General features: G+C 59.3%; 16 protein-coding genes and 3 pseudogenes. 8 read left to right on the top strand and 11 right to left on the bottom strand.

The features are described from left to right. A partial coding sequence (locus AACY18_RS27250) for a toxin VasX (RefSeq protein ID WP_339466747.1) occupies positions 1 to 471 on the bottom strand: 471 nt, incomplete at its 3' end. A 23-nt stretch (positions 472 to 494) separates the two neighbouring features. Beyond that, positions 495 to 725, bottom strand: a pseudogene (locus AACY18_RS27245) (type VI secretion system tip protein VgrG); the annotation flags it as partial. Positions 726 to 1304: 579 nt separating this feature from the next. Here AACY18_RS27245 and AACY18_RS27240 point away from each other — a divergent pair. Next, positions 1305 to 1673: a DUF6124 family protein gene (locus tag AACY18_RS27240; protein WP_339434195.1), complete on the top strand. Its 369-nt coding sequence runs from the start codon at positions 1305 to 1307 to the stop codon at positions 1671 to 1673. 93 nt (positions 1674 to 1766) lie between these two features. On the opposite strand, the gene AACY18_RS27235 is transcribed toward AACY18_RS27240, so the two are convergent. The 3 genes and pseudogenes from AACY18_RS27235 to AACY18_RS28220 form a co-directional block, all read right to left on the bottom strand. Then, entirely contained in the window at positions 1767 to 2366 is a 600-nt protein-coding gene (locus tag AACY18_RS27235; RefSeq protein ID WP_339434196.1) for a flavin reductase family protein, read from the bottom strand. A 174-nt stretch (positions 2367 to 2540) separates the two neighbouring features. After that, positions 2541 to 2978 (bottom strand): annotated as a pseudogene (locus AACY18_RS28225) (methyl-accepting chemotaxis protein); the annotation flags it as partial. 150 nt (positions 2979 to 3128) lie between these two features. Continuing rightward, positions 3129 to 3767 (bottom strand): annotated as a pseudogene (locus tag AACY18_RS28220) (PAS domain-containing protein); the annotation flags it as partial. A gap of 465 nt (positions 3768 to 4232) precedes the next feature. On the opposite strand from AACY18_RS28220, the gene acpA reads away from it, so the two are divergent. From acpA to AACY18_RS27215, 3 genes are all read left to right on the top strand, one after another. Continuing rightward, complete coding sequence (acpA, locus tag AACY18_RS27225; RefSeq protein ID WP_339434198.1) at positions 4233 to 5933, top strand: acid phosphatase; 1701 nt, start codon at positions 4233 to 4235, stop codon at positions 5931 to 5933. A 119-nt stretch (positions 5934 to 6052) separates the two neighbouring features. Next, entirely contained in the window at positions 6053 to 7222 is a 1170-nt protein-coding gene (locus AACY18_RS27220) for a hypothetical protein (protein ID WP_339434199.1), read from the top strand. Between the two features lie 181 nt (positions 7223 to 7403). Beyond that, positions 7404 to 7928: a lysine methyltransferase gene (locus tag AACY18_RS27215; protein WP_339434200.1), complete on the top strand. Its 525-nt coding sequence runs from the start codon at positions 7404 to 7406 to the stop codon at positions 7926 to 7928. Between the two features lie 8 nt (positions 7929 to 7936). Here AACY18_RS27215 and can read toward each other — a convergent pair whose 3' ends face one another. Continuing rightward, positions 7937 to 8581, bottom strand: a complete 645-nt coding sequence (can, locus tag AACY18_RS27210) for a carbonate dehydratase (protein WP_221731587.1) — start codon at positions 8579 to 8581, stop codon at positions 7937 to 7939. 151 nt (positions 8582 to 8732) lie between these two features. On the opposite strand from can, the gene AACY18_RS27205 reads away from it, so the two are divergent. Beyond that, positions 8733 to 9137 carry a serine kinase/phosphatase gene (locus AACY18_RS27205; RefSeq protein ID WP_339466744.1) on the top strand — a complete coding sequence of 135 codons (405 nt, stop codon included), beginning with the start codon at positions 8733 to 8735 and terminating at the stop codon, positions 9135 to 9137. Positions 9138 to 9238: 101 nt separating this feature from the next. Here AACY18_RS27205 and rimI read toward each other — a convergent pair whose 3' ends face one another. Next, positions 9239 to 9691 (bottom strand): ribosomal protein S18-alanine N-acetyltransferase, encoded by a 453-nt coding sequence (gene rimI, locus AACY18_RS27200; RefSeq protein WP_339434202.1) that lies wholly within the window; start codon positions 9689 to 9691, stop codon positions 9239 to 9241. Beyond that, positions 9684 to 10430, bottom strand: a complete 747-nt coding sequence (locus AACY18_RS27195) for an energy transducer TonB (RefSeq protein ID WP_339466748.1) — start codon at positions 10428 to 10430, stop codon at positions 9684 to 9686. Before AACY18_RS27195 ends, rimI begins: the two co-directional genes overlap by 8 nt. A gap of 233 nt (positions 10431 to 10663) precedes the next feature. Here AACY18_RS27195 and mksB point away from each other — a divergent pair, with 233 nt between their 5' ends. Genes mksB through mksF form a run of 3 tightly spaced genes read left to right on the top strand, consistent with a single transcriptional unit; the run spans position 10664 to position 15469 of the window. Continuing rightward, complete coding sequence (mksB, locus tag AACY18_RS27190) at positions 10664 to 11941, top strand: Mks condensin complex protein MksB (protein WP_339434203.1); 1278 nt, start codon at positions 10664 to 10666, stop codon at positions 11939 to 11941. Then, positions 11931 to 12632, top strand: coding sequence for an Mks condensin complex protein MksE (gene mksE / locus AACY18_RS27185; RefSeq protein WP_221731591.1), 702 nt, complete (start codon positions 11931 to 11933; stop codon positions 12630 to 12632). Before mksB ends, mksE begins: the two co-directional genes overlap by 11 nt. Continuing rightward, positions 12629 to 15469 (top strand): Mks condensin complex protein MksF, encoded by a 2841-nt coding sequence (gene mksF, locus AACY18_RS27180; RefSeq protein WP_339434204.1) that lies wholly within the window; start codon positions 12629 to 12631, stop codon positions 15467 to 15469. The genes mksE and mksF overlap by 4 nt, the downstream gene beginning before the upstream one ends. A 112-nt stretch (positions 15470 to 15581) precedes the next feature. Here mksF and AACY18_RS27175 read toward each other — a convergent pair whose 3' ends face one another. The 3 genes from AACY18_RS27175 to AACY18_RS27165 are packed head-to-tail and all read right to left on the bottom strand — an operon-like array spanning position 15582 to position 19147. Then, positions 15582 to 17885 carry a PqiB family protein gene (locus AACY18_RS27175; protein WP_339434205.1) on the bottom strand — a complete coding sequence of 768 codons (2304 nt, stop codon included), beginning with the start codon at positions 17883 to 17885 and terminating at the stop codon, positions 15582 to 15584. Next, complete coding sequence (locus tag AACY18_RS27170; RefSeq protein WP_339434206.1) at positions 17878 to 18501, bottom strand: paraquat-inducible protein A; 624 nt, start codon at positions 18499 to 18501, stop codon at positions 17878 to 17880. The genes AACY18_RS27175 and AACY18_RS27170 overlap by 8 nt, the downstream gene beginning before the upstream one ends. Then, positions 18488 to 19147 (bottom strand): paraquat-inducible protein A, encoded by a 660-nt coding sequence (locus tag AACY18_RS27165; RefSeq protein WP_339466742.1) that lies wholly within the window; start codon positions 19145 to 19147, stop codon positions 18488 to 18490. Before AACY18_RS27165 ends, AACY18_RS27170 begins: the two co-directional genes overlap by 14 nt. Positions 19148 to 19358: the final 211 nt, after the last annotated feature.

The following is a 19358-nucleotide window of genomic DNA, read 5'->3' as shown; positions in this document are numbered from 1 at the left end:
CATGTGCTGGCTGCGTTTGGCGCTGCTCTCGCTCAGGATTCGGCAGTGCTCGGCGTTCAACGGGAATTCGCTGTAAAGCATCCAGGCGTCGTGGATTTTTTGCAGCGCCAGGCCCGTGAGTGTGGCGTCGGCTACCGGAGTGGCCGCCGCGTCCAGCGCCTGTTCCTGCAACAACCCCTGCGGCGAAATAGCAAAACGCTTGAGCGGCCCCTGATGCTGCCAGAGGTACACAAACCCTGCGCGCAAACGACGTGCAGCCATCGGTCGGCTCTGCGGCGTAATACCGGGAACGCAACAAGCGTGTTCAGCCTTTTCGTGCGCCAGCGCGTAACGCACCGGCACCACAAACAGTTCGGGCTGACTGGCGGGACACGGATGCACCGTGCAACTGATATCAGCGTGTGGCTGGGCTTTGGCCTCGCGTTCGGCCTGAGCGGCCTCGTCGACCATGGCCAGTTTTTCGGCGCTCATCGGGCGAAGTCCTTGTCGGTCAGCACGTCTTCGATGCGCCCGTGAATGCCTTCGCCGTTATGGCCAAATTGCAGAAACGCCGGTTGGCTGAGCAAGCTCTCCAGATCGAAATCCGGGTGCTCGCTGACCAGTTCAATGTGGATGTTGTAAAGGTTGCTGATTGCTTCGGTGCCGCTGAAGGCCAGCACCTTGAAGTCGTGACGGATAGCAGGAATCTGCAACGAGAAGTGCGCCGCATTGGCCGGCCGGAACATACGCTTATCCTTAAGCAAAGAGGAAAAGAGCGCGATGTCGAAACCGTCCCTGGTTTGTGCTCGCGAGAACTGGCGGGCACGGTAACAAGGGAGCTGATTATTCTATGTAGGGAGACTCGCCAACACTTGTAGGACGCGTCGCGAATTAGAAAATCCCCCCCTCATCGAAGATCAGTGGCGGGTAAATCACTAACTAAAATTCCACGGCAAACAACGCCCGGATTGATGGGCGGCACATTGTGTATTTCAATTCGGGATGTTTAACAACTGAGGGAAAAATACAGAACCGTCCCACAAGGTTTTCAGGTTGTCCGTCGGACGTCCGGTCTTTAGGCTGTGCTCGTCGCTGCCAATTCAGCGACCGGGCCTGGAAATCCGACGACAGTTGTGCGCACCAGCGCCATTCATAACGTATCCTTGCGCGCCCTTATGGTGTGCACTCTGTTATGGCGGCTGTGCGCGGGAGACCTTCGGGTCTGCCGGGTTACTCTGTCCCGGATTTCCAGCCTGCGTACAGCTGCCACCCATTCGCCTGGAAATCGAATGGACCAGCTACAACCGTCACACAGGGTAATAATCATGAAAAAGCCAACACCCAATCCCCCCGAAACAAACACCGACCCAACCTCCCCCTACGCCTCCATCGACAGCAAAAAACTCCACGAAGCGGCAGACCGCGCCCTCGACCACTACCTCAAACCGACCGCTCACCTCATGGCGTCCAATCGCCCCTACGAACCGATGTACCTCGCCAACCCGGCGTACGACACCGAGTCCCTGCTGGCCAATGCCAGCGAAACGTTGGGTTCGGTCACCGAGATGCTCAACAACTTCGCCGCCATGCTTGATACCTCACACCGCAAGACCGCGCTGGGCATCGCGCAAATCGTCATGCTGAGTGAGCTGGCGGTGAATCAGGCACTGGATAACGTTCAGCCGACGGCGTAAGTACGGCGGCGCATAAAAAATCCGATGCCCGTACAGGCATCGGATTTTTATTTCTGGCGGCCAAAGGTCAAATAGCAACCACGAAGCGGCCATTCAAACCGAAAGCGTCTTGCCATCCACCGGATCACCAATCGTCAGGAAATGCCCGCCCGCCACATGGTGCAGCGTGCGCAAACCATCCTGCCCGTCGAAATGCCAGCGCCCCTCACTGAACACGCGTTCGTCGGCATGGGCGGCGATGACTTCGGCTAGAAACAAATCGTACTGTTCGTGATTGCGCGGTTCGGGCAACAAGCGGCATTCGAGCCAGGCGACGCAACCGTCGAGCAATGGCGCGTCGACTTGTTCACCACTGAAGGTCTGCAAGCCATACGCCTGAAACTTGTCCTGCCCTTGGTTTTGAGTGATTTCCAGCCCCGACGTGTTACCGACGGTTTGCACAATGTCGGCCTGATTGGCGCACGGCACGTTGAGGACGAAGGTGCCGGAGGCTTCGAGCAATTGACGGGTCCAGGTGGACTTGTCGAGCACGACCGCGACTTTCGGCGGTTCGAAATCCAGCGGCATCGCCCACGCGGCGGCCATGATGTTGCGTTGGCCATCATGGGCTGCGCTGACCAGCACGGTCGGCCCGTGATTGAGCAATCGGTAGGCTTTGTTCAGGGGTACCGGGCGGCGGTGGGCGGCGCTCATGGGGATCTGCTCCGGGGAAAAGGAACAGATTGTAGCGCCAGCGCACAGAAAGCAGTGGCGATGAAACAACATGTGGGAGATTGCTCGCGAAGACGTCAGGCCTGTCGACATCAATACTGAATGTAACGGCCTCTTCGCGAGCAAGCTCGCCCACAGGTGGGAGGGTTAGTCCGATCAGTTGGACAATTGATTGGCAAACTGACCGACCGCATCGACCACTTTCTGCGCGCCGTCCTGGATTTCGACAATCACCGTGCCCGCCTCCGCCGCCAGCGCCAGCCCTTGTTCGGCCTGCAACTTACCGTCGGTCATCAGAGCGACGGCGTTGCGCGCCATGTCCTGGTTCTGCCGTACCACGCCGACGATTTCCTCGGTCGCCTGACTGGTACGTGAAGCCAGTTGTCGCACTTCATCGGCCACCACCGCAAAGCCGCGCCCCTGCTCCCCCGCACGGGCCGCTTCAATGGCGGCGTTGAGTGCCAGCAGGTTGGTCTGTTCGGCAATCCCGCTGATGGTTTTGACGATGGAGCCGATCACTTGCGATTGTTCGTTCAGTGCTTCGATGCCTTCGCTGGCTGTCTGCATGTGCCGCGACAAGTCACGCATCACATTCACCGCTTCGGTCACCACGGTGGTGCCACGCTGCGCAGTGCTGTCGGTTTGTTGCGAGGTGCTGTAGGCAATGCTGGCGGCGTCGGCGACGGCTTGTTCGCGGTTGACCTGCTCAGTGATCACCGTGGCGAATTTCACCACTTTGTACAGTTTGTTGTTGGCATCGACCACCGGGTTGTAGGAAGCCTCCAGCCAAACCGTACGACCATGGCTGTCGACCCGTTTGAAACGTTTGGCGACAAACTCACCGCTGTTCAGGCGATGCCAGAAGTTCTGATATTCGGCGCTGTTGTATTCCTCCGGAGTACAGAACATGCGGTGATGCTTGCCTTTGATCTGCGCCAGGCTGTAACCCATGCTGCTGAGGAAGCGCTCGTTGGCATTGAGTACGTTACCGTTGAGATCAAACTCGATCAGTGCCGTGGAACGTACCAGTGCGCCGATCAGGTTTTCGTGCTCGCGGGACGCTTCAATGGTGCGGGTCAGGTCGCTGGAGTAGATCGAGATGTGCCGGATCCGCCCATCGGAGGAGCGCACAGGCTGCACGATCGAACGCAACCAGGCCTCGTTGCCATTGCCACGCAACAGGCGCACGGCACCGGCGAAATGCTCGCCACGGGCCATGGCGTTCTTGAAGCGCTGGTGGAATTCGTCGGATTTGACGTGAGCCGGTACGATGTCTTCAATCGCGCGGCCAATCAGGTCGTGGCTCTTGTAGAGCATCTCATTGAGGAAGTTCTGGTTGACCGATTGAATCCGTCCGTCCGGTTCAAGGGTCAGCACCAGCATCTCGCTATCCAGACTTTCCTTCACTTGCTTAAGGCTGGAGAGTTCTTCACGAAGAGCAGCCAGCTCTTGCTTCAAGCGTTTGTTGAACATGGAAAGCACCGATGGATAGGTTGAGAGGCGGTGTATAGCCTAACCATCGGCCTTGGAACGCTTTTCTGAAGAGCGCTTGAGACTGCCCAGTCAAAAATACTTCATGCACGCCGAATCAGGCATTTCCCGCCACCTGACATTGGTCCGTGCGCGGCACCCCAGAGGCCTAAATACGCAGCGCTCAAAACGCTTTCCGCGCCCAATACCGCGCAGAACATGACGCAGATCGGCATCAGACCGACCAACCCCGATCAGCAGGCACGGTAGCGCCATCATCAGTTTCTCAGCGACCTCCAGGTCGTAACCCAACCGTCACATCCGCTTGCTAGCGTCCGGCAGAAACATACTGAAACATTTAAGCAAAACGGGCGCGATATGAACGACGAGACAAACGACAAAGACCCCTCCTCGCCAGAATCCGACAATCCCACCGACACCAGTCGCCGCCGCTTTCTCGGCGGCGTCGCGGTGCTGGGCGTTGGCGCAACACTGGCCGGGTGCAGTCATGCCGGCGATCAGCCTGGCAAACCGGCCGAACGCCCACTGTCCCCGGCTGAACTGGACAAGGCCCTGCGCGATCAAGTGAAAACAGTCGTGGTCATCTACGCCGAGAACCGTAGTTTCAATAACCTGTTCGGCGATTTTCCCGGCGTGGAAAAACCGATGTCAGCGCTCAAGCCTGCCGATTATCAACAACGCGACCGCGACGGCAGTCTGCTGCAAACCCTGCCTCAGGTCTGGGGTGGCGTGTTGCAGGTCGGCCCGCAAACGCTGGATGGCGTGACCTATCCCAGCGCCACGCAGTTTCAGCAAAACCTGCCCAACGCACCGTTCGCCCTCAAAGGCCCGAACAGCGAGGACTTGCCGTTCGGGCTGGTGACTCGCGACTTGTGGCATGTGTTTTATCAGAACCAGATGCAGATCAACGGCGGCAAGAACGACGGTTTTGTGGCGTGGGCCGACTCCGGTGGCTTGACCATGGGCCACTATGCCCAAAGCCGTTATTCCCTGCGTCTGTGGGACGTCGCGCAGGAATTCGTGCTGTGCGACAACTTCTTTCAGGGTGCCTTCGGTGGTTCGTTCCTCAACCACCAGTATCTGATCAGCGCCACCGCACCGTTCTATCCGGACGCGGCCCACTCGGTGGCCAAGAGCCAAATCGCCGCCCTGCAAAGCGACGATCCGGCCGATCCGCGTCTCAAGCCGCTGGAGCAATCACCGGCCAGCGCCATGACCGGGCCACCGCAGTTCGGCCCGAGCGCATTGACGCCGGACGGTTTTGGCGTCAATACGCTTGCCCCGCCCTATTGGCCAACGTGGATTCGCGACCCGGAGCGCCCAGCGTACGCAAAAGCGGATCTGCCAAACGTCATGGTGCCCCAGACCCACGAACACATCGGCGACAAACTGTCGAAAAAGAACGTCGACTGGGCCTGGTACGCCGGGGCATGGCAGGCGACGCTGGAGCAATACAAGGACTCCGGTGGCATTCCAAAAATCCCCAACTTTCAGTATCACCACCAGCCGTTCAACTACTTCAAGCAGCAAGGCCCGCAAAACCCGGACGAGCGCAACAAACGCTTGCGCGATGCCGGTTTGGGCGACGAGTCGAGTACCAACAAGTTCTTCGCCGACGCCGAGGCCGGCAAGTTGCCGGCGGTGAGTTTCTATAAACCTCAAGGCAACCTGAACATGCACGCCGGTTATGCCGACGTGGCGTCCGGTGACCGGCACATCGTGCGTGCCCTGAAAGTGCTTCGCCAAAGCCCCCAGTGGAAAAACATGGTGGTTATCGTCACCGTCGATGAAAACGGTGGCTGGTGGGATCACGTTGCGCCGCCCAAGGGCGACCGCTGGGGGCCAGGTTCGCGGGTCCCCGCCCTCGTGGTGTCGCCGTTCGCGCGCAAGGGCACGGTGGATCACACGGTCTATGACACGGCGTCGATCCTGCGGCTGATCACCCGCGTCTTCCAACTGGAAACGCTCGACGGCCTCAAACAGCGTGACGACGCGATGATCGCCCGCGGTCAGGAACCCATGGGCGATTTGACCAACGCTCTGCACTTTCAGGCCTGAGTGCCAGTCCTGCAACACGCTGCAAAAAACTGCGGATGACGGCTTCTCTACATCACGCGACTGATCCAATATGAGGCGCCCCCGACTCTCGGGGAAACCACGCTGAAAAGGATCTGAGCATGTTCAAACTCGCAGGACTCACCCTCGCCGCGCTCACGCTGAGCGCGGCGGCCCACGCCGATGCCGACCTGAAACTGGGCAGCACCGAGCGCGTTACCCGCCTCTTCGCCTACCCCAACAATTGCAGCGTGATCTGCTTTCGCAATTGGTCGCTGGAGCAGACTGTCGCCCACTATTTGAGCCAAAGCGTGCAACGCGACGGTTATACCGATGCAAAAGTCTTGGTCAAAACCGATAACGGCCAGCTCTACGCCGAAATCACTGGGGTGCCAAAAGACTACGATAAACCGCTGTCAGCGCTGCTCGATGCTGGCGATCTGGCCTATACCGGCGCCAGCAAGCTCAACGCAGACGGCAAATGGGCCTATAGCTGGTACCTGTTCCTGCCGCTGGGCATGGCCCTGGAAAATCGCAAAAGTGTCGAGCTGCTGCACTTCCCGCCGGATTATTCACTGACTCAGGCACAGGACTATCTGCGCTCGAACACCACCGACCGCTGGGCAACGCTGTTGACGGTCAATGGCATTCCCGCCGATCAGACGCCGGCCTACCAGACCATCATCGACATCGCCCCGATCGCAGCGCCGTCCAACGCTGGCAGTGACCTGGAAGGCGTGTATGACTACTTCAAGGACTACCAGACCACACTGGTCAAGCAGTTCAGTCAGACCGCCAGCGGCACAACGCTGCCGATGGTCGCTTTCGGCGCTCCGGTGCGCAACTGGATCAAGCAGCAGTATGGGCCGACAGTTGGCGTGCTGGGGCTGGCGACCATCACCCCGAGCGCAGGCGTGAATGTGCCAGTGCTCGGTTCGAACCACCCGAGTTACATCTGGTACGCCGCCGATCCCAAGAGCTATACCGGCGATGATGCACAAGCCAAGGCTGACGCAGCAGGCCTTAAAGTCATGGGACAGGATTTGAGCGCCGCCTGCTGGCAGGCCGGGATGGGTAGCAAACCGGGGAGTAATCCACAGACCTTACTCAACAGTTGCACCCAGACCTGGCAGGTGACGCAGAAAGTCAAAACCTGCGAGTTGTTCTACACCTCGATCCGCGACATGACGCCGGAACAAGCCACTGCCCAGTGCGCTACCCCGCCGATCAAGGCGCAACTGCAACAGCTTAAAACCCCGCCTGCCGCCACCGTCCCCGCTCCGCACCTGTAACCACGCCCGTGCCATTCCCGCGTCAGTGATGACTGACGCGGGAAAGCGTCTTTATCGCCTGTCATATCTGACAGTAGACGGGCTATACCTTTCAAGACAATATTGGATCCAAATAGCCATGTTGCTGAGCCGGCAGGACGCCGGTGCAAGGGAGTCGCAATTTTTTCGGTCAAGGATGGTTATGAACACTCAAGCCCGCGCAAAATCCCGTCCACCTGATACCGAAGGCATCTACCCGTTTGCCGGGCTGCCCGTGCGTCTGGGTTTTCCATCCAGCGCCGACTACACCATCGTCCACGATGAACACGGCACGCCCACGGCAGTCGTCGCACGCCGTGAATTCATGCGTATCAGCCGAATGTGCCGGGTCTCGGGGCAATTGCTGCCCTACCGCTGCCGGCAAACCCGCCAACTGATGGAGGGCATCCACATTTACGACCCGCGCTTTTGCGGGCTACTGGAACACTCTTGCGACCCGAACGTGTTTCTGGACATGACTGAGTTATGGCTGTGGGCATTAAAAGATATCCACAGCGGCGAGCGGCTGACCATGGACCACGCCGCCACGGAAGACACACTGCCGCGCCAGTTCGCCTGCCACTGTGGTTCCCCACGTTGTCGCGGCTGGATCACGGGTTACAACGAACCACCCAACCGCGAAGGCCAGCACTTTTTGCAGCGCTGGCGAAATGCCCGCTCACGTTGATCAGCGGATTACAACGCGCCGATCGGACGTAAACGGTACTGCGGCGGCAACTGCTCGAAACCACTGATGGTCGTGTCCAGGCTTTTCCAGCGACCGTCCTTGATGCCGTAGATGCAACCGTGGATCGACAGGCTCTGCCCGCGATGCCAGGCATTCTGGACAATGCTGGTATGGCCGACGTTGGCGACTTGCTGGATCACGTTGAGTTCGCACAGGCGATCGACGCGCTCTTCTTCGGTCGGCAATTTCGCCAGCTCATCGCGCTTGTCGTAATACAGGTCGCGAATCGAACGCAGCCAGCCATCGATCAGGCCGAGCTGGCCATCCTGCATCGACGCCCGCACACCGCCGCAGCCGTAGTGGCCGGTGACAAGGATGTGTTTGACCTTGAGCACGTCGACCGCGTACTGGATCACCGACAGACAGTTGAGATCGGTGTGCAGCACCACGTTGGCCACGTTGCGGTGAACGAACAGGTCCCCCGGCAGCATGCCGACGATTTCATTGGCCGGTACTCGTGCGTCGGAGCAGCCGATCCAAAGATATTCAGGCGTTTGCTGGCGCGCCAGTTTGGCGAAGAAATCCGGGTCTTCCTTGGTGATCGCGTCAGCCCAACGCTCGTTGTTATCAATCAGATTCTGTAAGTCGTGCATGCTGTAAGGCCTCAAGAAAGATGCGCAGGTATGACAGACGACCGTCCGTCGAGGTCACGGATACGCGATAGATAACGCGGGAGTATTTTCTTGGAATTTCTCCCGTGCCCGGTGTGTCCACCCAGTAAGGCCCACAGTATGAGGAATTGCCATGACTGATTCACGACGCCCTTTTGACGCGGTGCAACCGGAACCCATCGATGATAACGAAGACCGCATGGGTTCGGTGCATGAACTGGATTTCGACGACGAGCAGCCCAGCGCGAAGATTGGTGAGGCGTTGCCCGAGCGCGAACGCCAGCAACTGATGCCAGAGGACCGCGTGCGTGAAGCCGGCATGACGGGCGCTTCAGTCGCTGATCATGAACCGACAGACGATGACATGAACCCGGAAACACTCATCCACGAGGACGGTGCCCGGGACGCCGACGAAATGGGCGAGGATCATCAGGCTGACTGGGATTTGAGCGTCGTTGATGAGGACGATATCGGTGGCGGCAATGGCCTGGATGAGGCGGAACTGGCGCGGCGTGATCCGCTGGACGGCAACCGCTGATCGGTGGCGTCTGACAGAACGCCTTCGCGAGCAAGCCCGCTCCCACACTCAAATGCTTATTCCTGTGGGAGCGGGCTTGCTCGCGAAGCTTTTAAAAAAGATCAGTCAACCAGAGTGCAGGCCATGACCACAGCATCTTCACGCCCGCCCACCGCCGGGTAGTAATCCCGACGCCGGCCAATCTCATTGAAGCCATAGCGCTCATACAGCCTGAACGCCGACCGATTACTGTCGCGCACTTCCAGGAAGCATTCTCGGGCAGACGCCGCATACGCCCGCGACATCAGGTACTCAAGCAACGCAAGGCCCAGCCCGCGGCCCTGATTCTCCGGTTTGACCGTGATGTTCAGCAGATGCGCCTCATCCAGAATGATCTGCACCACCCCATGACCGACCTGTTGCTGACCTTCGAACATCAGCCAGATCTGGTATTTGCCCAGGCCATCGAGAAAAATCCCGCGGGTCCACGGATGGCTGTAGGCCGCGAACTCTATCTTCAGCACAGCATCCAGGTCCGCCTCGATCATCGGGCGGAACGTTACAGCGTCACTCATTCGATTCTTTCCAGCGCGCCATCAGCCGACGCATGGCTTGCCAAACAGCGGCCTTGCGCTGTGGCTCTTCCATTAATAATTCCAGACCCGGGATGGCCCAGGCCGAGCCCAGACCTTCGATCTGCAATTCACGATTGAACGCTTCGGCGTCCGCTTCACCGGCAAAACGCACCGCCGGCAGGCCGATCAGCCACAGGCAGGCACACGGCGCTGCTTCCATTTGCACCGAGAGGAAACCCTGCACAAAGTCACGCGCCGCGTCCGGGCCCTGATCCAGGGTGCCGCGGTTCAACCACGGCCAGCGTACCGGCTCGCCGACGATCTGCGGCGCATCCGGCAGCCCGGCAGCGCGCAGCATGTCTTTAAGCAGCAGATACGCAGGGTCGCGACTCTGGAACGGCTCCCCTGTGGGTAACTCCACCAACAGCAGGCAGCGACCGGCACGCAGCAATTGCAGGGCGAAACGCGGTGGCGGAACCGGCGCCGGTTTGGCGACCACCGGGGTGTCGTCGACCTCTTCCACCGGTTTGGCATTGGTTCGGGTGCTCGCCAGTGAAGGGCGCGGCACTTCGATTTTCGGCCGTTCGGTGGGGCGCACGGCCGGTTGCACCGGGGCTTCGGCCTCTGGAGCCAGCACCACCGGCACCTCAATCTCAGGCTCGGGCATGTCCAGCAGCTCGGGCCGCGAGGGGGCGGCGAAAGGCAGTTCGGTGCGCGGCAGCCAGTTGACCACCTGCATGGCGTTCAAATAGGCGCGGCGGCGGGACTCGATAAGCAAGGGTCGGCCACTTGTGGATAACTGAAAGTGTGCCGATTCTACCGCCCTTCGCTCAAGATCGCTTGCTGTTGATCGATAGCCTTGACCTGAGCTCTCTACCTTCGAAAATGCGACAGCCCGTCCCGAGAGTGAATCGCATCCTTCGTGATGCAGTACAATCGCGGCTTTTAATCGCCAACCAGCCGGCCATTCCGATGATCGAACCCAAGCGCGTCTTGCGCGCCCTCGCTGAACACTGGGCACTTCTGGAGCCACTGTGCGAGCACTTCGACCAAGGCACCCTGAGCCTCAACGAACTGCGCACGCAACTGGCCGCCCAACAACTGGACAGCACGCCGCAGGACATTACCAGCCTGCTCGACGTGTGGATTCGCCTCGACATTCTGGTGCCTGTGGCGAAAAGCCCGAATCGTTTCGAGCTCAACGCACAGATTCACGACTTTCTCGCCTACCTGCGCCGTGAGCACCGTCTGGGCCTGTGCCTGGAGATCGAGGCCTATCTGCGTCACCTCGAACGTCTGGCCGGCTACATTCAGGACGCGTTCGACATCCGTGATGGCAACGACCTCGCCCGCCAATTGCGCTTGCTCGACATGCGCGTGCGCGACGTCCTGAAAAAACTCGATAACGACGAGCAAGCGCTGGTGGCCGTGGCCGAACGAGCCAAAACCAGCGATCGTCAGATTCCGTTGCGTCAGCGTTATGCCGAAGTGTTGGCAACGTGGGACGAATACGTCGAGCCGATGATCGACCTGGTGAACGCCGACGGCGCCTTCGAACAAGGCGTGCGCAAGGTCGAAACCGTGTTGCTGAAGATGCTCAGCGAGCAACAGCGCCTCGGCCATCTGGTCGACGACGATATGCTGCTGCGCACCCACGCGCGCATCCTCGAAATGCAGACCAGCGCCCAGTTGACCCTGCGTCATGCCCGGGAACTGCTGCTGCCGTTGCGTGAAGAAGCCCGTCGACATAACGCCGTGACCCGTGGTGCCGCGCTGGCCCTGGCGGCCATTCGCCGTAAAGGCATCGACGCTGTGCCACAAGCCGCCATGCCGCTGTTTACTCGCCCGCAAAGCACCTTCCTCGGCAGCGCCAGTCAGGTCGAAGCCTACGTCTATGCGTTGGCGCGTTTCGAGCCAAAACCGGCGCGTTTCCCCAAGGCACACAAGACCCAGAAAGGCGAAGCCCCACGCGCGCCCCGCACCGTGCGCGAGATGGTCGACCGCTGCGAAGAAGCCTTGCCGATGCCGGATCTGATGACCTGGCTGCTGGAGCAGGAGCCGGACGGCGCCACCGACGAATTGCTCTACTGGTTCTCGCGTCTGTCGCGGGAAAAACGCTTCAAGCGCGAGCGTCTGGAACGCCGCGAATACCACACTCACGAGCACCAGGTCAGCCTGCGCTCCTTCGCCCTGCTCTCGGCCCGCGACCCCGCCGCCGAGGATTCTGCGAGCATCCCCAATGCATCTTGATCTCTCCGAACTGTCCCAACTGGCGCCGATCTTCCGCGAACTGTTCAAGGGCTACCACGTCAGCCGCCGCGACCCGGAACTGTACGCACAACTGTCGAACTTCCAGGACCAGTACCGCACGCTGTTCAAGGCGCTGGGCTTTGAACTGGTCTGCGACACCCGTGGTTTCTATTACTTCGTGCCGGACATGGCGGCAGCGGCAGTGAACAAGACGGCTCAGCGTCTGGCGCTGTTCACCTTCATCCTCGTCGAGCATCTGGCCGATCAGGGCCGCGACCCGATTGCCGTGCTCGACGGCGGCAGCCTCGGCCGCGAAGAGCTGCCGTCGCTGCTGGAAAAATACCGCGACCTGTTCATTCAGGCTGAAGTGCAGACGGTTGAAGAGCTGGAAGAAAAAATCATGCGCCGCATGACTCAGCTCGGTTTCGCCGGCGAAGAAAACGGCGTCTATCGCTTCCTGCCACCGATGCACCGGTTCCTCGATGTGTGCCTGTCGGTGCAGCAAGACCGCGATCTGGCGGCCAGCGTACACAGCGTATTGCCGCTGCCAGCGCCGGTGCTGATCGACGAAGCCGCCGAAGCCAAACTGCTGGAAACCGACGACCCGCTCGATCTCAGCGAATTTGACGAAGAAAGCGAAGAAGACGCACTGGCCCGTGCCATTGCCGAAGAACAGGAGTCCGACGCATGAGCCAGGAACGCTACGGCATCCGCCGCTTTGCCCTTTTGAACACCGCCGGTTACAGCCTCGGCCTGTTTCCGCTGGAAGAACCGCTGTCGGTCTATGGCGCGAACAACCTCGGTAAATCCGCGTCGATCAACGCCTTGCAGTTCCCGATTCTGGCGCGCATGTCGGACATGAGTTTCGGCAAGTACAGCCTGGAGCAATCGCGCCGCTTCTACTTCGCCTCTGACACCAGCTACATCCTCGTCGAAGTGAACCTGCCCCACGGCCCACACGTCATCGGCGTCGTCGGTCGTGGCCCGGGCGGCGGTTTCGGTCATCAGTTCTTTGCCTACGCCGGCAAGCTCGATCTGGCCCATTACCAGAAAGACGACACCTGCCTGCGCCAGAAGGAGCTGTTCAGCAACCTTGAGCGCGAGGGCCTGAAAGCCTACGAACTCAAACCCGATGAACTGCGCCGCTTGCTGGTCGGCGGTCACACGTCGATCCCGCTGGACCTGACCCTGATCCCGCTGCGTTCCACCAGCGAGCAGAGCCTGAAGACCTTCCGCGCCCTGTTCATCAACTTGCTGCACATGCGCGAAATCACGGCAGCCAAACTCAAGCAACTGTTCCTCGACGCGTTTGAACACAGCCTGCGTTCCGGCAGCGTCGATTACATCGCGGCGTGCGAAGAAGCGTTCCGCGATGTACGCCGCATGGAACAGGACTACAACTCGCTGGTCGCCGCTGGCCCATTGGTCGAAGCCTTGGCCAACGGCGTGAAACAGCGCGACGTACTGCGCGGCAAACTGCATCGCCTGTCGCCGCTGCTCGACTCGTTGCTCGGCACCTGGTCGGACTACGCCAGTGCGCGCAAAGAAGAACTGACTATTCAGGCCGACCACTACCGTGGCGAGCAGGACAGCCTGCAAAACGATCAGCGCGGCGGCACCCAGGAGCTGATGCGTCTGGAACGGGAGATTTCCGGCATCCAGCGCTGGCTCGGCGAGCTGTCGGTGCTCAAGAATCGCTTTGCCCTGGTCGACGACGTCAAAGTGCTGGAGCAGCAACTGCTCGCGGCCAAAGACGCTCACGATGAACTCGCCGGAGCCTTGGCGCAATCGCGTCAGTTCAGTGCCGAGGATCTGGAAGAGCGTCTGCGCGATCTGGAAAAACGCCTGAAGTCGGTGAAGCAGCAACTCGATCACGCCGACAACAACAGCTATGCGCGCCTGCGCGAAGAATTCTCGCAGCAGGACGTCGAGCGCTTGATGCGCCTGTTCAACAGCGCACTGTTCAGCCTGCCGCTGGGCGAACACGGCATCACCCTCGACGAGGATGGCGAGTGGGTCAAATCGGTTGAGCTGATCCTTGATGGCTTCAAGGGCGAGCGTTTCGAAGTGCCGGGGCTGTCGATCGACATCTCGCACATCGAGCCACCGGCCCTGCAGGCACTGGCCGACCGTGCCGCGCTGCGCGATCAGAAAGAGCGTCTGGAAAAAGAGCTCAAGCAACTCAAGACTCAACAGGCTGTAGCCGCCGACCGCGCCGCGAGCAAGACCCAGACCGAAGCGCTGTACCAGCAAGTGCTGGACGCGCAGAAAGCCCTGGAAGACTTCCGTCGCACTCAGACGCTGAGCGCCGAAGAAGGCGACAAGCTCGAACAACTGGCACAGATGGAAGGCGCGCAGGATGAACTGAAGCGCTCCAGCGATGCGTTCACCGAGCGCGTCCAGCAACTGTCGGCCAAGCTGCAATTGGTGGGCCGGCAGATCGCTGACATGGAAGCCAAGCAACGCACCCTCGACGACGCCCTGCGTCGCCGTCAGTTGCTACCGGCGGACTTGCCGTTCGGTACGCCGTTCATGGATCCGGTCGACGATTCGATGGACAACCTGTTGCCGCTGCTCAACGACTATCAGGACAGTTGGCAGGGCCTGCTGCGCGCCGATGGCCAGATCGAAGCGCTGTACGCACAAGTGCGCCTCAAAGGCGTGGCCAAGTTCGACAGCGAAGACGACATGGAACGACGTCTGTCGCTGCTGATCAACGCTTACGCGCACCGTACCGACGAAGCCTTGACCCTGGGCAAGGCCCGTCGCGCGGCGGTCACCGACATCGCCCGGACCCTGCGCAACATCCGCAGCGACTACGACAGCCTCGAACATCAACTGGCACTGTTCAACCGCGAGATCAACAAGCGTCAGGTCTCCAACCTGCAGAGTTTCCGCATTGTGCTGGCGCCGAACAAGGAAGCGCTCAAGCACATCGACCAGATCATCCACAGCGCCGGTCAGTACGAAGAAGGCGAAACGCTGTCGGTGTTCGACTTGAGCCAAAGCGCCGAGCAGGACAACAAGAACGAAGAGGCCAAGGAATACCTGGCGCGGCTGGTGGCGGCGAACCACAACCAGCTCGGCCTCAAGGATTTGTTCGAACTGGCGTTCGAGATCACCAAGGTCAACGGTCAGCCGGTGATCCACACCGACATCGACGGCGCGGCCTCCAACGGCACCACCATGACCATCAAGGCGCTGACCAACATGTACTTGTTGCTGCACTTGATGGATCGTGACCTGGCCGGTCGCGTGCGCCTGCCGTACTACCTCGACGAGGCGGCGGACATCGACGAGAAGAACCAGGCCGCCCTGCTGGAAACCAGTCTGCAACTGGGCTTCGTGCCGATTCTGGCGAGTGTGAAGCCGCAAGTCTGCGCCAGTGTCGCCATCGACCTGGAAGGCGGCAGCGGCCCGGCCGGTATCTACATCGACGAAGCGGACTGGAAGTACATCCGACGTCACGATGTGGTGAAGGCGACCCTCAATGTTGAAGCCGATGAACCGCAGATGGATGCGGTTTGATCGGCCTTAGCACCAGGCAATAAAAAGGGCCGCGATCTGTTTGGATCGCGGCCCTATTTTATGGCTTGGGGTTTGTAGTGACTGTCAGGCAAGACGCCAGATCAAATCCTGATCACTTACCGAGCGAAATCTTCGGCGCCCAGGTCAGCCACTCATCCTCAAACTTGTCGAACAACGGGAACGTCTGCTCAGGACGCGCCGGATTGCCCATCCGCTCACCGTCCGGTGTGGCGAAAGCAATCCCGCCCTGAATCACCGTCTCAAGCGACTCCGTGCGTACCGTCACACCTTTGAACAAGCCGATATCGAAGCCCACCCCGCTGGTGTTCCAGAATCGACTGCCGCTGCGCACCAGAGGCGCATACTTTGGCTCAATCAGAATGTGTACCAAGACCCGGTCGGCCGTCTGACCCAGCTCGTAACCCGTGACCTTACCCACAGTGATTTCACGATAGGTCACCGGCACACCAGGCTTGAGTGAACCTCGGCGAGCAGCACTCAACACCAGACTCAGACCCGCCTCTTGCTTGGTCACCTGCGGTGGATCGGCCAGTGCAACGAAGTTTTTCTGCGGGCCAAGGTTCTTCGCGGCCGGTTGCACTTCGATGTATTGGCCCGTGACCAGGGTTTCCAGATTGGATGTTTTGATCAGACCCAGTTCAGGTTTTACCACCCAGAACTGACTACCGACGCGGGCGATCTTCTCTGGCACTTCGGTGATTCGCGCGGTCAGGATAACGGCTTGCAGATCGTCGGTCAGATCAACGCTTTCGATTTTGCCGACATCCAGCCCCTTGAAGCGAACCGGTGTCCCACTGCGCAAACCATCAGCGCGCTCGACCTTGATCGTCACCACGGCGCCTTTCTGATTGGCTTCATCATGATTGGCGAACAGACGGAAGCGCGGAATGCGTTTGTGCAACGGCGCTTTGGCCACTGGCGTTTCAAAGGCGATGCCACCGGCCATCAAGCTTTGCAACGATTCACTTTTAACCTGAATCCCCCCGGTCAAGCCGCCCGTCAGCGTAATGCCACTGGCGTTCCAGAACCGGGTCGAGGCGTTGACCAGATTTTCGTACTCCTTCTCGATGTGAACACCGATCACCAGTTGCTTCCTGGTTCTGGAGAACTGATAACTCTGTACTGAACCGACCTTGACCTGTTTATACAGAATCGGGCTACCGACCTCGATCGAGCCCAGGGTATCGGTAAAGAGCACCAAGTGCAGGCCCGGTGAACGCAGATCCAGCGGTGGCGCTTTCGGCCGAGCCTCGAACTCACGTTTCGGTGTACCGCCCTTGTCGCCCGGGCGCACGGCGATGTAGTTACCTTTCACCAGCGCTTCAAGCCCGGTTATACCCGCCAGGGAAATCGACGGTTTAACCACCCAGAATTGAGTGCCCTCCACCAGATAGTCTTCGGCCAGCGGATCCAGCGTCAGCTCCGCGGTGGCACTGGACAGATCCGGGTCGATTTTCAACGCTTTCAGATTGCCAACCTGGATGCCTTTGTACATAACCGGCGTGCGTCCAGCCTGCAGGCCTTCGAAGTCACTGAGTTTGACCTTGACCCGGAGCCCGGCGGCTGCCGCATCGAAATCCTCATAGAGACGGAACGGCAGGCTTGGGTCAGTCGGCGGACTGTCCTTGCGGTTCTCCGGTGTGGCGAAGGCAATACCGCCAGCGACAATGCTGGCCAGCGATTCGCTGCGCACTTTCACCCCAGACAGATTGGCGTCGATGCTGATGCCGCTGGCGTTCCAGAAACGCGTGTGTTTGCGCACCAGTTTGGCGTAAGTCGGCTCGATAAAGACTTTGAGTTCGACGGTACTTTGATCTTCCGAGAGCAGGTAGCTTTTGACCTGACCGACCTTGATCTGCTTATAGAACACTGGGCTGCCGCGGTTCAGCGAACCGAGTCGATCAGCCTTGATGGTCAGATGCAAACCGGGCTTGGCGTCAGACAGCGGAGGCTCTTCGGGCAGCGCCTTGAACTTGCGTTCAGGCTCGCCTTCGCCGGGACTGATCGCGACGTAGTTACCTGAGACCAGCGTTTCCAGGCCGGTGATACCGGCCAGCGTTACGCTCGGCTTGACCAACCAGAAGCGGGTGCTGGTCTTGAGGTATTGCTCAACATCCTTGTTCATCTCGATCGTGGCGATCACGCCTTTGGAGTTGCCTTCATCGTCAAGCTTGAGGGTCTTGACCTTACCAACCGACATGCCTTTGTACATGACCTCGGTCTTGTTGGCCTGGATGCCTTCACCGCTTTCGAAACGCACCTGAATCTCGATGCCGGTTTCGGAGTAGGCACGCCAGCCAAGCCAGCCGCCGATGATCAGGGCAATCAGAGGCAACACCCAAATGGCAGACCAGTTCGAAGCCGGCCGGGTTTTTGCTACAGGCAAATCAGTCATGGTCGTCGTCCGACTCCGTGTTATCCCAAATCAGTCGGGGATCGAAAGTTACTGCCGCAAGCATCGTCAGAATCACCACTGTGGCGAAAGCGATGGCGCCAAGATTGGCTTCGACACTGGCAAGCCGGCCGAAGTTGACGACCGCCACGAGAATGGCGATCACAAAAATATCGAGCATCGACCAGCGGCCAATGAACTCGATGAAACGGTACATCCAGATACGCTGGCGCGCTGACAACGGCTGACGTCGTTGCACCGAAAACAGAAGCAATGCAATGCCGACCAGTTTGAAGGTCGGCACCACAATACTGGCGACGAACACCACCGCAGCGATCGGAATCATTCCGTGCTGCACCAACTGAATCACGCCCGACATGATGGTGCTCGGATCACCCTGCCCCAAAGAACTGACAGTCATGATCGGCAACACATTTGCGGGGATATAGATAATCGCGGCCGTGATCAACAAAGCCCAGGTTCGGGCCAGACTGTTCGGCCGACGAGCATGAACCCGCGCGCCGCAGCGGGTGCAGGTTTGCTCATTGGTGTCCGCCTCTTGCCTGTTCAACTCATGGCATTCGGTGCAAATCAGAATGCCTGCATCAATCGCCCGCATGAGCATCCTCTCCAGATAACGCCTGCCAGATCTGATGCGGTGACATCACCACTTCCAGCCAGACCTGTACCAACAACAAAGCAATGAAACACACCAGGCCGAGGCCAACGGTGATGGCCGCCATATCCGCCAGTTTGACGATCGCCACCAGTACGCCCATGAGGTAAACCTCGAGCATTCCCCAGTCTCTGAGGTGATGATAAATGCGGTAGAGCAGCAAGCCGTAACTGCGACCGACATTGAAGCGGATCGTCAGCAATACCATCAACTGGCACAGTAACTTGAGTAACGGAATTGCCATGCTGCACAGGAAGACAACAAATGATACGCCCTGCATGTCGGTCTCGAACAGACCGACTACGCCACTCCAAACGGTGTCGTTAGACGACTGCCCGAGTAGATTGAGCTGCATGATGGGTAAAAAGTTCGCGGGTATGTAGAGCAACAGTGCAGCGATGACCAAGGCAAGGCTGCGCTGCACCACGTTATGGCGGTGGGCGTATAGCTCGTAACCGCAGCGTGGGCAGAGCGCTTTCTCGCCGTGAGCAAGTCTTGGCTTGCGCATCAGCAGGTCGCACTCGTGACAGGCCACCAAGTCTTCCAGCGGTAAATCTGACAGCCCGCAAGCGTCAACCGACTCTGACATAAAGGCTCTGGCTCCGAAAAAGGTGGGGCTATTCTAGTGTTCTGATATGAAAATAACTGTGCAATTTTGTTCGCTGCCTAAGCAAAAACTTTCCTGCGGGCAAAACAAAACCCCAACTGCTTTCGCAATTGGGGTTTCGGAATTTAATCTTGACGATGACCTACTCTCACATGGGGAAACCCCACACTACCATCGGCGATGCATCGTTTCA

This window comes from Pseudomonas sp. EA_65y_Pfl2_P74, assembly GCF_963970575.1.
In the GTDB taxonomy this organism is placed as follows: Bacteria; Pseudomonadota; Gammaproteobacteria; order Pseudomonadales; family Pseudomonadaceae; genus Aquipseudomonas; species Aquipseudomonas baetica_A.
The sequence above is the reverse complement of the archived record's forward strand: the minus strand, read 5'-3'. Positions and strand labels throughout refer to the sequence as shown.

Coding starts and splice junctions, on each gene's coding strand:
- acpA (WP_339434198.1), top strand. CDS start 4,233: ATGAACGACGAGACAAACGACAAAGACCCCTCCTCGCCAGAATCCGAC.
- AACY18_RS27240 (WP_339434195.1), top strand. CDS start 1,305: ATGAAAAAGCCAACACCCAATCCCCCCGAAACAAACACCGACCCAACC.
- AACY18_RS27220 (WP_339434199.1), top strand. CDS start 6,053: ATGTTCAAACTCGCAGGACTCACCCTCGCCGCGCTCACGCTGAGCGCG.
- mksE (WP_221731591.1), top strand. CDS start 11,931: ATGCATCTTGATCTCTCCGAACTGTCCCAACTGGCGCCGATCTTCCGC.
- AACY18_RS27205 (WP_339466744.1), top strand. CDS start 8,733: ATGACTGATTCACGACGCCCTTTTGACGCGGTGCAACCGGAACCCATC.
- can (WP_221731587.1), bottom strand. CDS start 8,581: ATGCACGACTTACAGAATCTGATTGATAACAACGAGCGTTGGGCTGAC.
- AACY18_RS27175 (WP_339434205.1), bottom strand. CDS start 17,885: ATGACTGATTTGCCTGTAGCAAAAACCCGGCCGGCTTCGAACTGGTCT.
- AACY18_RS27215 (WP_339434200.1), top strand. CDS start 7,404: ATGAACACTCAAGCCCGCGCAAAATCCCGTCCACCTGATACCGAAGGC.
- AACY18_RS27235 (WP_339434196.1), bottom strand. CDS start 2,366: ATGAGCGCCGCCCACCGCCGCCCGGTACCCCTGAACAAAGCCTACCGA.
- AACY18_RS27170 (WP_339434206.1), bottom strand. CDS start 18,501: ATGCGGGCGATTGATGCAGGCATTCTGATTTGCACCGAATGCCATGAG.
- rimI (WP_339434202.1), bottom strand. CDS start 9,691: ATGAGTGACGCTGTAACGTTCCGCCCGATGATCGAGGCGGACCTGGAT.
- mksF (WP_339434204.1), top strand. CDS start 12,629: ATGAGCCAGGAACGCTACGGCATCCGCCGCTTTGCCCTTTTGAACACC.
- AACY18_RS27195 (WP_339466748.1), bottom strand. CDS start 10,430: ATGCAGGTGGTCAACTGGCTGCCGCGCACCGAACTGCCTTTCGCCGCC.
- mksB (WP_339434203.1), top strand. CDS start 10,664: ATGATCGAACCCAAGCGCGTCTTGCGCGCCCTCGCTGAACACTGGGCA.
- AACY18_RS27165 (WP_339466742.1), bottom strand. CDS start 19,147: ATGTCAGAGTCGGTTGACGCTTGCGGGCTGTCAGATTTACCGCTGGAA.